Annotated in this window: 3 protein-coding genes; all 3 read left to right on the forward strand. The window is 44.0% G+C overall.

Translation table 11 applies throughout. The features are described 5' to 3' along the window. Positions 1-497: 497 nt before the first annotated feature. Genes HCN54_RS02360 through HCN54_RS02370 form a run of 3 tightly spaced genes read left to right on the forward strand, consistent with a single transcriptional unit; the run spans position 498 to position 14988 of the window. Positions 498-12095, forward strand: coding sequence for an Ig-like domain-containing protein (locus HCN54_RS02360; protein WP_167596379.1), 11598 nt, complete (start codon positions 498-500; stop codon positions 12093-12095). A gap of 32 nt (positions 12096-12127) precedes the next feature. Beyond that, entirely contained in the window at positions 12128-13051 is a 924-nt protein-coding gene (locus HCN54_RS02365; protein ID WP_072984424.1) for a type IX secretion system membrane protein PorP/SprF, read from the forward strand. 11 nt (positions 13052-13062) lie between these two features. Then, entirely contained in the window at positions 13063-14988 is a 1926-nt protein-coding gene (locus tag HCN54_RS02370; protein ID WP_167596380.1) for an OmpA family protein, read from the forward strand. The last annotated feature ends 606 nt before the right edge of the window (positions 14989-15594 follow it).

A 15594-nucleotide genomic window follows, 5' to 3' on the forward strand; every position in this document is an offset into this window, starting at 1 on the left:
TTCTATGGAAGTAAATCGTTTTTTTTAATTCTGAATCTTCTCACATAAATCGATTTACTCCTTTGATTTAGGATGAACGACTATTAAATGCTGATATAGTGGTAGTTGTAAAAAATAATTACTTGTATAAAACAGTAATATGCGTTTATATTTCCGGGTCACATTCCTACGATAAATAAAATTACACTTGTAAAAAATTAAAAAACACCCAAACTAAACCGATAAAGTTGTGTTTTTTATCCAGTTTTTGTGTTTTTTAAAGAATCCTTATCTAGCTTAGTATAAACAAAAGTTAATACTCTCATTACAAATTTTCCAGAGTAGACGTTCATTTTGACATTTAAGAGGGTTTTTAGCCATACTTATGTCAAAATTTTCTCACCCCTATTTACATTTTAAAATCTTGACTGACAACCATATATGGTTGTTGGCCTAGGCTTTTATTGCTCAGATTTAACGTTTTAAAAATAACCTCTCAACCTTAAAACAAAGTAACTATGGTGAACTTTACTTTTCGAAATTTTATTTTCAAATCCATTTTTTGCCTGCTCCTTGTATGCAGTATAGGGCAAAATGCTTTAGGGCAAACACAGACGTTTGCAACTAACTTAGTTGATATTGATACAGATCACGTAGTTAATGGTTCTTTTGCTGTAGATGGTGATCTAAATACCACTGCAGAGCTAGAAGCTAATAGTGGCTTGGCATTAGGTATAGGAGCTTATAACAGTTTTATTGAGATAGGCTACGATACTCCGGTAGCAGCAAATACCACAACCTTCATACGCATAGATACTCAGGATGAACTTCTTCGCGTTCTGCTAGGTGGTGGTCTGGGTAATCTATTAGGAGATGTTCTTGGGGTAGTCCTTATCGGAAATCAAGAATTTACAGTCGAAGCCAGATCGGGCACAACAACGGTGCTTAGCGCAGACTCCTCTGACCCTAATACCTTTGATTCTCCCCGAGTGCGTGTGGTAACAGATGTTAGTGGTGCGATGTATATTGCTATGACCCCAAATCAATCATACAGCAGTATACGCATCACTAATAGTATAGGTTCGCTTCTAGGTTTAGGTAATACGAGAACATTAAATGTGAGAGGCGCATTTTATAATTCTGGCGCTTTAACGTGTAATGATCCACTTTACACCTCTTATGATGGAGACGGTCTTAGTCTTGATCTATTGCAACTGGGAGGAGCAGGAGTCAATAATCCTGAAAATGCTATAGATAATGATCCCAACTCTTTCTCAGAATTGAGTCTTGGGGTGTTGGACGTAGCTGCATCTATAGAGCAAATAGTTTATTTTGGTGTCCCATCACAGCCCACTGAAGATTTTAAAATCAGTTTAAGAGTAGATCCAACATTGTTGGCTTTAGGAGTGGTTAACAATATCACCTTTGAGGCCTACAATGGTCCTACATTAGTCTCGAGTTCGAGTCTTTCATCCCTATTAAATCTTGATCTTTTGGGCCTTTTGCAAGGCGGTGCTGTCGCGCAGGTTCCTTTTGACGTCGCTGGACCTGCAGACCGCATTGTGGTACGTTATACCTCCTTATTAGGAGTTAATGTTTTTCAAAGATTAGACTTATATGATGTAGCGATCACTCCCGGAATTCCCGTGATCGACGCTGCATCAGAGAATGTTGAAGTATGCGAGGGAGAAAGCGCTTCTTTAGTGGCGACTACGGCGAGTGCGGGTGCAGAACTGCGCTGGTATGACAGCGAGGTTGGCGGAAATTTACTGGCAACTACAGCAAGTGGTGAGGCTTTTACCACCGCGGCATTGTCAGAAGATACGACCTTTTATGTAGCCTCCTTCTTAGCGGGTTGTACCGAAGAATCCGGCCGCGTGGCCGTGGAGGTGACTGTTAATCCCTTACCGGAATCCGGCGATATCACTGTTTTAGGATTTGATCTTCCTATCTGTCTTCCGGAGCTGCTTACTATTGTTCCCACAGCAACGGTCAACGGAAGCTTCAATTATTACCTAGATGCTAACGGAACGCTACCGATCACTGATGGTTTAGTAGAAGATGGAATTACCTATACTATCAATGCTGATGGCGAACTTGAAGTAGAAGGGTTAACCCAAGCTGACGGTCCGTTTAGAGTGTATGTAAGTTTAGTGGATGCAGTCACTGGTTGTGAAAATGCACCGGGAGACCTTCAGGTAGTTGATGTTACTTTTGATGGCGGTCCTGAGCCAACCATTGCTTTAGATCCGGTAACGCCAGACAATATCATCAACGCAGCCGAAGCCGGAACGACCATCGCCCTTACCGGAAGCGTAGGTGGTGACGCCGAAGCAGGTGATCCTGTTGTGGTTACCGTAAATACCTTTGAGTATACTACCACAGTAGCTGCAGACCTTAGCTTTACGGTAGATGTAGCCGGCGCGCAATTGGTAGCTGATGATGATCTTACCGTAGATGCTTCAGTAACGGCAACAAATCTATTGACGTGTCAGACTACAGTATCCACCACACAAACCTATACGGTAGACCTTGATGATCCTGCAATACCTACGGTAGATGCTCAGATCACCAATACCGATACCCCTACGATTACCGGTACCGCTGATTCTATAGATAACCTGACCGTTACCGTAGATGGAATAACTTACAGTGAGGGAGATACCAATTTAATAGACAATGGGGACGACACCTGGACATTACTCATTCCTGCAGCAAATGCACTGGATGATGGGGTGTATAATGTGATCGCTACCGCTACAGATATAGCAGGCAACAGCAGTACAGACGCTACCACCGATGAACTTACCGTAGACACCACAGCACCTACGGTACCAACAGTGAATACGCAAGAAACCAGCGATACCACACCTATTGTGACCGGTACTGCTGATTCTGAAGATGCCATTGTAGTGACCCTAAACGGAGTAACCTACACTGAAGGAGATGGTGATTTAATAGACAATAATAACGATACGTGGACCTTAAATGTCCCTGCCGGAAATGCACTTGCAGACGGTACGTATGATGTGGCGATCACCGCTACTGATACCGCAGGCAACACCTCTTCAGATGTTACCGTAGATGAGTTGGTGATCAATTCTACGTTACCAACCCAGCCTACAGTGGTACCACAGGTAACCAGTAATCAGTCGCCAACTATCACAGGAACTGCAGACTCTGCAGATGATCTAACGGTAACGGTAGACGGGGTGACCTACAGCGAAGGTGATGGCAACTTAACCGATAATAACGATGACACTTGGACGCTGGTACTTCCGGTAGTACTGACCGATGGGGTTTATGATGTAACAGCCACAGTAACCCAAGGCATCCAAACCGCAACTGATCCTACCACCGATGAACTTACGATCGATACCACAGCGCCAGCGGTTCCAACGGTAGACTTTTTAACGACTAATGATACTACACCAACGATTACCGGAACCGCGGATTCTTCAGCAGACTTGGTGGTAACCGTAGACGGAGTAGCTTACCCGGAATCCGGAGCCGATTTAACCGACAATGGTGATGGTACGTGGACTCTAAATATTCCTTCAGCTTTAGCAGAAGGAACCTACGATGTGGTAGCCACTTCAACCGATGCAGCCGGAAACAGCAGCACGGATGCTACCACCGATGAATTAACAATAGATACGACTGCACCTACGGTACCAACGGTTGATTTGTTGACTACCAATGACAACACGCCAACCATTACGGGAACTGCAGATTCTTCAGCAGACTTAGTGGTAACGGTCGATGGAGTGGCTTACCCGGAATCCGGAGCCGCTTTAACCGACAATGGTGATGGTACGTGGAGCCTTGATATTCCTTCGGTATTAGCAGAAGGGACCTATGATGTGGTAGCTACTTCTACTGATGCAGCAGGCAACAGCAGTACTGATGTGACCACCGATGAACTTACTATTGATACGACAGCGCCAGCGATTCCAACAGTTGACTTTTTAACAACGAATGATACTACACCAACAATTACCGGAACCGCTGATTCTTCAGCAGACTTGGTGGTAACGGTTGATGGAGTGGCTTATCCGGAATCCGGAGCCGATCTAACCGACAATGGTGATGGTACGTGGAGCCTTGATATTCCAACAGCATTAACTGCCGGAACCTATGATGTGGTAGCTACTTCTACTGATGCAGCGGGAAATAGCAGCAGTGATGCTACAACTGATGAACTTACCATTGATACAACCGCACCAACAGTACCCACGGTTGATATGCTGACTACTGCTGATACCACTCCGCGTATCACCGGTACTGCAGATTCCACAGATGATCTTACCGTTGAAGTAGACGGAGTAACCTATACTGAAGGAGATGGTGATCTCACCGATAATGGTGATGACACCTGGACTCTAGAGGTTCCGGTAGCGCTGGCAGAAGGAACGTACGATGTGATTGCCACAGCCACCAATATTTTAGGTACGTCAAGTGTTGATGCTACCACAAACGAACTTACCATTGACACAAGTATTTGTAACAGTCCGTCATTCACCACCACAGATGTTAGTGGCGTGGGACTACTAGGCGCGGGAGTGACCAATCCTGAAAATGCGATCGATGGAGATCCTGCCACTTTCTCTCAACTAGCTTTAGGTATTGTGAGTGTGGCGGCTTCGGTAGAGCAGGAAGTTTATTTTGATACTGCAACGCAACCTACCGAAGATTTTAAAATCAGTTTAAAAGTAGATCCGAACCTATTGGCTTTAGGAGTAGCTAATAATATTACCTTTGAAGCTTATAATGGAACCACACTTGTTTCTAGTTCAAGCCTTTCAACCTTACTGAATCTAGATCTTTTAGGACTTTTAGAGAATGGCGATATAGCAGCAGTACCTTTTGATGTTGGCGGAGCTGCAGATCGAGTAGTGGTGCGCCTGTCCTCACTTTTGGGTGTAAACATCGCACAGAGTCTGGACTTTCACGATATTGCTATTACGCCAAGTCTTCCTATCATCGATGCTGCATCAGAGGATGTTGAAGTGTGTGAGGGAGAAAGCGCTTCTTTAGTGGCGACTACGGCGAGTGCGGGTGCAGAACTGCGCTGGTATGACAGCGAGGTTGGCGGAAATTTACTAGCAACCACAGCCAGTGGTGAAACCTTTACCACTGCGGCATTGTCAGAAGATACTACCTTTTATGTAGCCTCCTTTTTAGCGGGTTGCACCGAAGAATCCGGCCGCGTGGCTGTAGAGGTGACTGTCAATCCCTTACCGGAATCCGGCGATATCACTGTTGTAGGATTTGATCTTCCGATCTGTCTTCCGGAACTGCTTACTATCGTTCCCACAGCAACGATCAACGGAAGCTTCAACTATTATCTAGATGCTAACGGAACGCTGCCGATCACTGATGGTTTAGTAGAAGATGGAATTACGTATAGTATCAATGCTGATGGCGAACTTGAAGTAGAAGGGTTAACTCAGGCTGACGGTCCGTTTAGAGTGTATGTAAGTTTAGTGGATGCAGTCACAGGCTGTGAAAATGCACCGGGAGACCTACAAGTGGTAGATGTTACTTTTGATGGCGGTCCTGAGCCAACCATTGCTTTAGATCCGGTAACGCCAGACAATATCATCAATGCAGCCGAAGCAGGAACGACCATCGCCCTTACAGGAAGCGTAGGTGGTGACGCCGAAGCAGGTGATCCTGTAATAGTTACCGTAAACACCTTTGAGTATACAGCCACAGTAGCTGCAGACCTTAGCTTTACAGTAGATGTAGCCGGCGCGCAATTGGTAGCTGATAATGATCTTACCGTTGATGCTTCAGTAACGGCTACAAATCTATTGACGTGTCAGACTACAGTATCCACCACACAAACCTATACGGTAGACCTTGATGATCCTGCAATACCTACGGTAGATGCTCAGATCACCAATACCGATACTCCTACGATTACCGGTACCGCTGATTCTATAGATAACCTGACCGTTACCGTTGATGGAATCACCTACAGTGAGGGAGATACCAATCTAATAGACAATGGCGACGATACCTGGACGTTACTGATTCCTGCAGCAAATGCACTGGATGATGGGGTGTATGATGTGATCGCTACTGCTACAGATATAGCAGGCAATAGCAGTACAGACATAACCACCGATGAACTTACCGTAGACACCACAGCACCTACAGTGCCAACAGTGAATACTCAAGAAACCAGCGATAATACACCTACAGTGACCGGTACTGCTGATTCTGAAGATGCTATTGTAGTAACCTTAAACGGAGTAACCTACACCGAAGGAGATGGTGATTTAATAGACAATAATAACGATACGTGGACCTTAAATGTTCCTGCCGGAAATGCACTTGCAGACGGTACGTATGATGTGGCGATCACCGCTACTGATACCGCGGGCAACACTTCTTCAGATGTTACCGTAGATGAGTTGGTGATCAATTCTACGTTACCAACCCAGCCCACAGTGGTACCACAGGTAACCAGTAATCAGTCGCCAACTATCACAGGAACTGCAGACTCTGCAGATGATCTAACGGTAACGGTAGACGGGGTGACCTACAGCGAAGGTGATGGCAACTTAACCGATAATAACGATGACACTTGGACGCTGGTACTTCCGGTAGTACTGACCGATGGGGTTTATGATGTAACAGCCACAGTAACCCAAGGCATCCAAACCGCAACTGATCCTACCACTGATGAACTTACGATCGATACAACCGCACCCGCGGTTCCAACGGTAGACTTTTTAACAACGAATGATACTACACCAACGCTTACCGGAACCGCGGATTCTTCAGCAGACTTGGTGGTAACCGTTGATGGAGTAGCTTACCCGGAATCCGGAGCCGCTTTAACCGACAATGGCGATGGTACGTGGAGCCTTGATATTCCTTCAGCTTTAGCAGAAGGGACCTATGATGTGGTAGCCACGTCCACCGATGCTGCCGGCAACAGCAGCAGTGATGCAACAACCGATGAATTAACTATCGATACCACTGCACCGGCGGTACCAACGGTTGATCTATTGACTACTAATGACAACACGCCAACCATTACCGGAACTGCAGATTCAGCAGATGATTTAACGGTGATGTTAAACGGTATAACCTATACCGAAGGCGACGGCATTCTGACGGATAACGGTGACGACACGTGGACTTTAGTTGTGCCAGATGCTAACGCACTTCCTGACGGAACTTACGATGTAATGGCGACTGCCACTGATGCTGCGGGCAACAGCAGCAGTGATGCAACTACCGATGAACTTACTATTGATACGACTCCGCCGACGGTACCAACGGTTGATCTGTTGGCTACCAATGATAACACACCAACCATCACGGGAACTGCAGATTCAGCAGATGATTTAACAGTGATGTTAAACGGAGTAACCTATACTGAAGGCGACGGCAATCTGACGGATAACGGCGACGACACGTGGACTTTAGTTGTGCCGGATGCTAACGCACTTCCAGACGGAACCTACGATGTAATGGCCACTGCCACCGATGCGGCCGGCAACAGCAGCAGCGATGCAACTACCGATGAACTTACGATCGATACAACCGCACCGACGGTACCAACGGTTGATCTGTTGACTACCAATGACAACACGCCAACCATTACGGGAACTGCGGATTCTGCAGATGAACTTACCGTGATGTTAAACGGAGTAACCTATACCGAAGGTGACGGCAATCTAACGGATAACGGCGATGATACGTGGACGCTGAACGTTCCAGATGCTAACGCACTTCCAGACGGAACTTACGATGTGATAGCGACTGCTACCGATGCAGCCGGCAATAGCAGCAGTGATGCTACCACCGATGAATTAACCATCGATACCACTGCACCAACAGTTCCAACGGTTGATCTGTTGACTACTAATGACAACACGCCGACCATTACCGGAACCGCGGATTCTGCAGATGACCTTACCGTGATGTTAAACGGAGTAACCTATACTGAAGGCGACGGCAATCTGACGGATAACGGTGACGATACGTGGACTTTAGTTGTTCCAGATGCTAACGCACTGCCTGATGGAACTTACGATGTAATGGCGACTGCCACTGATGCAGCCGGCAACAGCAGCAGCGATGCAACCACTGATGAATTAACGATCGATACTACTGCACCGTCAGTTCCAACGGTTGATCTGTTGACTACCAATGACAACACGCCAACCATTACCGGTACTGCGGATTCTGCAGATGAGCTTACCGTGATGTTAAACGGAGTGACCTATACCGAAGGTGACGGCAATCTGATGGATAACGGCGATGATACGTGGACTTTAGTAGTTCCAAATGCTAACGCACTTCCTGACGGAACTTACGATGTGATGGCGACTGCCACCGATGCAGCTGGCAACAGCAGCAGCGATGCTACCACTGACGAATTAACGATCGATACGACAGCGCCAGCGGTTCCAACGGTTGATCTGTTGACTACCAATGACAACACACCGACTATCACAGGAACTGCAGATTCAGCAGATGACCTTACCGTGATGTTAAACGGAGTAACCTATACCGAAGGCGACGGCAATCTAACGGATAACGGCGACGACAAGTGGACTTTGGTTGTGCCAGACGCTAACGCACTTCCTGACGGAACTTATGATGTAATGGCGACTGCCACCGATGCAGCAGGAAACAGCAGCAGCGATGCGACTGTAGACGAACTTACGATCGATACGACTGCGCCAACAGTTCCTACGGTTGATCTGTTGACTACTAATGACAAAACGCCAACTATCACAGGAACTGCGGATTCAGCAGATGATTTGACAGTGATGTTAAACGGAGTAACCTACACCGAAGGCGACGGTAATCTGACGGATAACGGCGACGACACGTGGACTTTAGTTGTGCCAGACGCCAATGCACTTCCAGACGGAACCTACGATGTGATGGCGACTGCCACTGATGCAGCGGGCAACAGCAGCAGCGATGCAACTACCGATGAACTTACGATCGATACAACCGCACCGACGGTACCAACGGTTGATCTGTTGACTACCAATGACAACACGCCAACCATTACCGGTACTGCGGATTCTGCAGATGAACTAACGGTGATGTTAAACGGAGTAACCTACACCGAAGGCGACGGCAATCTTACCGATAACGGCGATGATACGTGGACTTTAGTTGTGCCAGATGCTAACGCACTTCCTGACGGAACTTACGATGTGATGGCAACCGCTACCGATGCAGCCGGTAACAACAGCAGCGATGCAACCACCGATGAATTAACCATCGATACGACTGCACCGACAGTTCCAACGGTTGATCTGTTGACTACCAATGACAACACGCCAACCATTACTGGAACTGCAGATTCTGGAGATGAACTTACCGTGATGTTAAACGGAGTAACCTACACCGAAGGCGACGGCAATCTTACCGATAACGGCGATGATACGTGGACTTTAGTTGTGTTAGATGCTAACGCACTTCCTGACGGAACTTACGATGTGATGGCAACCGCTACCGATGCAGCCGGAAATAGCAGCACTGATGCAACCACTGATGAATTAACGATCGATACTACTGCACCGACTATTCCAACGGTTGATTTGTTGACTACCAATGATAATACGCCGACCATCACCGGAACTGCAGATTCTGTAGATGAGCTTACCGTGATGTTAAACGGAGTAACCTATACTGAAGGCGACGGCAATCTAACGGATAATGGCGACGATACGTGGACTTTAGTTGTGCCAGATGCTAACGCACTTCCTGACGGAATTTACGATGTAATGGCGACCGCCACCGATGCAGCCGGTAACAACAGCAGCGATGCAACCACTGATGAATTAACCATCGATACCACTGCACCGTCAGTTCCAACGGTTGATCTGTTGACTACCAATGACAACACGCCAACCATTACCGGTACTGCGGATTCAGCAGATGAGCTTACCGTGATGTTAAACGGAGTGACCTATACCGAAGGTGATGGTAATCTGACGGATAACGGTGACGATACGTGGACTTTAGTTGTTCCAGATGCTAACGCACTTCCTGACGGAACTTACGATGTGATGGCAACCGCTACCGATGCAGCCGGAAATAGCAGCACTGATGCAACCACTGATGAATTAACGATCGATACTACTGCACCGTCAGTTCCAACGGTTGATCTGTTGACTACCAATGACAACACGCCAACCATTACCGGTACTGCGGATTCTGCAGATGAGCTTACCGTGATGTTAAACGGAGTGACCTATACCGAAGGTGACGGCAATCTGATGGATAACGGCGATGATACGTGGACTTTAGTAGTTCCAAATGCTAACGCACTTCCTGACGGAACTTACGATGTGATGGCGACTGCCACCGATGCAGCTGGCAACAGCAGCAGCGATGCTACCACTGACGAATTAACGATCGATACGACAGCGCCAGCGGTTCCAACGGTTGATTTGTTGACTACCAATGACAACACGCCAACCATTACGGGGACTGCAGATTCTGCAGATGATTTGATAGTGATGTTAAACGGAGTAACCTACACCGAAGGTGACGGCAATCTGACGGATAAGGGCGATGATACGTGGGCTTTAGTTGTGCCAGACGCTAACGCACTTCCTGATGGAACTTACGATGTGATGGCGACTGCCACCGATGCAGCCGGCAACAGCAGCAGCGATGCCACGCTTGACGAATTGACTATTGATTCCACAGGACCTGGTATTCCAACAGTAAACAGTCAGACCACAGCAGACGTTACTCCGACGATTACCGGAACTGCAGATTCTTCAGAGAGTTTGACCGTAAGCGTTAACAGTATAACCTATGTAGAGGGTGATGGGAATTTGGTTGATAATGGCGATGATACGTGGACGCTGACTATTCCTGATGGAAATGAGATAGAAGAGGGGACTTACGATGTGATGGCTCAAAGTAGTGATGGTGTGGGGAATACTTCAGTAGATGCTACAATTGATGAGTTGGTAATCAACGTAGGAATACCTTCAGGTGATGAAAATCAGGCGTTCTGTTCAACAGATCCTGTGACGCTTCAGGATATTGTTTTAGATCAGTCAAACATTGTTTGGTATGATCAGCAAACAGAAGGTGTTCAGCTTGATGAAACTACGCCTTTAGCAGATGGAGTCACCTATTATGCAGCTCTTGTAGTAGATGGAGTAGAGGGCAACGGTCGTTTTGGAGTAACTGTTATGCTCACGCAACCTACCACTGCGAGTATCGAAGCTTCACAGGCTAATGCGTGCTTGGGCACTGAGATAATCTACACCACACAGTCTGGCATGTCAAATTATATGTGGACGATCACTTCAGGAGGTTCAATCACTTCGGGAGGTGGCCTAGATGATAATTTTGTGGCTGTAATTTGGGATATCCCAGGAAACAATACCGTAAGCGTGACTTATGATACAACGCTTTCTTGTATCGTTGAAACTTCGGCTGATCTGGATGTTATTGCAGAAGCTTGTTCTGATTTAAGTATTTCTAAATCGGTAAATCTAATGAATCCGGCAATTGGCGAGCAGGTAACGTACTTAATTGAAGTAACAAATACCGGTGAAACGGATATTACTAATATTCAAGTAAGTGAAGCCCTTCCGTCAGGTTTAGAGTTTGACAGTTTTACGGCACCAATAGGTGGTTACAATCCGCTTACCGGAGTGTGGACAATTCCTTCTTTAGCAGCAAATAGCAGCACAACATTAACAGTTGTAGCTACTGTTCTAAGCACAGGAGACTATAGAAACGTAGCAGAAATAATCACTTCGACACCAATAGACAGCAATACCGGAAACAATACTTCAGAAGTAGAGATCGATCCTGATTGCTTGATGGTATTCAATGAGTTTTCGCCAAACGGTGATGGGATGAACGATCTGTTTACGGTACGATGTATTGAAAAATACCCTAACAATACGGTAAATGTGTATAACAGAGTAGGACAGTTAGTCTTTACTGCTAGTGGTTATCTCAATACGTGGAATGGGGATTCTAATGTAGCTAACTCTATAAACAAATCCAGCGGTTTACCTGCAGGAACCTATTACTACGCTATAGAGTTGGGCGAGGGTGAGCGTACCCTAACCGGTTGGATTTATATAGCTCGATAATAAATTAATTCTCTCATTAAAATTTAATAATCATGACAAAAATAGTCACAACCTTAATCAAACTGATGATTGTGGCGTGTAGTGCTGCCGGTATTTACGGGCAGCAGGCGCCCAACTATACGCAGTATATGTACAATACTATGACAGTGAACCCTGCTTATGCAGGCTCATCTGATGCATTGAACATTACAGCAAATTATAAAGCACAATTCACCGGGATCGACGGGGCACCAGAAACCATCAACTTAGGTCTGGAGACGCCTGTCACCTATAATGTAGGTCTGGGTTTAAACATAACTCGGGATGCCTTAGGCCCTTCAGAAGACTTGAATATTGACGGAAATTTTTCTTATGCCATTCAGTTGGCTGAGCGTACGTATTTGTCTTTTGGTTTAAAAGCCGGTTTTAGAGTACTCAACGTTGATTTTAGAAAAGGGGTTTTTGATAATCCTAATGACCCTTCATTTATGAATAACATCAATAATCAATTTCTAGGTGTTTTAGGAGCCGGTACGTATTTATATAGCGATCAATGGTATTTGGGACTTTCAACGCCTAACTTTTTCTCACAGGAATATTATGATGAGGAAGATGATTTTGTGAACACAGAGCAGTTACACGTGTATCTCATTGGAGGATATATATTTGATATCAGTCAGAATACAAAATTCAAGCCGGCCGCTTTATTTGATTATGTAGAAGGGGCGCCTATAAGAGCAAATCTATCGGCTAATTTTCTTTTTCTGGAGCGCTTTACTATTGGGGCAGGGTATAGTATGGATGCTGCCGTGAGCGCATTGGCTGGCTTTCAGGTAACCAATAATATTTTTATAGGCTATGCTTACGATTATAATACTTCAGACTTTAATCAATACAATGAGGGGAGTCATGAGATCTTAATTAAGTTTTCTCTTGCTAGAAGACGAGGAGCAACTTTTTCACCAAGATTCTTTTAAAATTGAGACCCATGAGAACTATTTATATTTTACTACTATTTATAAGTGTTAATGCTTTCTCACAAAGCAATCTAAAAAAGGCAAACGAACTTTATGATAGACATATTTATATAGAAGCTGCTCCGGCTTTTGAGAAATATATGGCTTCAGCAAAAAAAGAGAATGTAGCACCCGAGGTTTATATGAAAATGGGTGATGTTTATTACAATCTTAAAGATTACTACAAGGCAAAAGAATATTATGAAATCTGGTATAAAAAGGTTGGACCTAACCAAGATAACTTTCAGGGGTTTCAATATTACGATACCCTGCGTTATCTCAAAGAATACGATAAAGCGAGCCAAGTGGTTGAGTTGTATGTAAAAGAAAAAGGAACGCCCGAAATGCTTAACGCATATTATGAAGAAAAATCAAGATTTGAAGAATTGATTAAGGGAGACACCCTGTACACAATTAAAAATCTGGAATTGAACTCACAGTATGCTGATTTTGGTGGTGCGATAAGTGAGGGTACATTTGTTTTTACTTCAGCCCGAAATAAAGAAGCTAATAAAATTTACGAGCGTGATAATACACCCTATTTAGCTATTTATAAGGCAGATATGAACGGTCCCGAATCTTTTTCAAATATAGGACTATTTAATGAAGACTTAGAAACGCCGTATCATGATGCAACTGTAAGCTTCTCACCTAATAGTAAATACATTTACTTTGCTTCTAGCGCTCAAGATAATAAGAGAAAGATTTTTACGGGGGATAAACGCAATTACTTCAATATTTATCGTGTAGATCTTACAGCAAAGAAACTAAAGAAAGAGTTATTGCCTTTTAATGGGGACACGTATTCTTCGGGACACCCTTTTGTAACCGAAGACGGTACCAAACTGTTTTTCGCATCAGATATGCCCGGTGGCTTTGGTAAAGCAGATATTTATGTTTGCGATATCTACGAGGACGGTACGTATTCAAAACCACGAAATTTAGGCCCTTTGATCAACAGTATTGTTGATGATTATTTTCCGTTTTATAAAGATAACACCTTGTACTTTTCATCTGAAGGACACGTAGGATTTGGCGGACTAGACGTTTATAAAACTAATTTTCAAGACGGAATTTTTGGAGCCGTTATCAATCTGGGGCCTAACATCAATTCTAATGCAGACGATTTTGCTTATGTAGCTGGTTTAGAACCTGACTCAGGTTATTTTTCCTCAGACCGTGCTGGCGGAAAAGGTGGTGATGATATCTATAGCTTTAAATATAACGTAAAAGAATGTTTACAAACGATCACCGGTACGGTGTATGATCTAGAAACAAAAGAGATATTATCTGGCGCTAAAGTGACTGCCTATATTAATGATGGTCAGGTACATCAAGAAGTGATTACCGATGAAATGGGATCCTACACTATGACGTTAAACTGTGAAACTACCTATACCTTAGAGGCTACGAAAGCGGGCTATGGAGAAGACGCTTTAGATTTTTCAACAGACTTGATTCCTGGTCATTTAATGGATATGGTTGACTTTAGGCTAAAAGATCTTTCAGAAATTTTTGTGACCGATGGAGATGTTGAAAAGATACGTATTGATCCCATTTACTTTGAATATTATCGGTACAATATAAACGACGTAGCTGCAATTCAGCTAAAGCGGGTCATTGAAGTGATGGATTCTTATCCTGAAATGATCATTAAAATCGAATCGCATACAGATCAGCGCGGAACAGATTATTTTAATAAAACCCTATCCTCAAACAGGGCAAACTCAACAAAAGACTGGCTCATAGAAAATGGTATAGATCCTTCTCGTATAGAGAGTGCTATAGGCTATGGGGAGTCAAGACCCATACATATTTGTGATGAAGACGGAAAAACCTGTACAGAACTGGAATACTCTGAAAATAGGAGGTCTGAATTCATCGTTGTAAGCAGGTAATGAGAGGCGTTAGAATCATTTTTCTTCTTTGATTTTAACGTAGAAACTCCCTCTTCTGAGGGAGTTTCTTATTTTATAGAATACCAGTCTTAGCTCATAGATTTTAAGAAATACTGTTAAACTTCTTTATTGTTGAATATCACTTAGTATCTTTAATTATAAATAATGCTAAAGATAGTCGGTTGATTTTGAGAAAAATGTAAACCGAAGCTTTAATACTATAAGCAGGCTAAAACTAAACTTAACTTTGATTCATTAGCTGTAGGGGGCTCATGGATTTGTCTAAAATAGTTAGCCTGCTTTTTTATTTCATAGCTTAAACCCTTATAATCCGAAACTTTCTTAGAGATTCAAAAGGTATGTTGGATCAATCTTGGGGGTCTTTCTTTGAGATGGTCAACTTTCAAATGTTCATTCCACCTTTAGTTTAAGTAGTAGCTAGAGTATTGTTTATAATTATACCTTTCTAAAATAATATATGATTCAAATTACTTTTTTCAATAATTAAATTGAATCCCTCTTTCCTATAGATTTTCAGTAATAAAATTTCTAGTATTTTGTAACCTTAATGTAACAAAGCGATTTTACCCTATAACGGTCACTACA

It is taken from the genome of Leeuwenhoekiella sp. ZYFB001, assembly GCF_011784865.1.
GTDB classification, from domain to species: Bacteria; Bacteroidota; Bacteroidia; order Flavobacteriales; family Flavobacteriaceae; genus Leeuwenhoekiella; species Leeuwenhoekiella palythoae.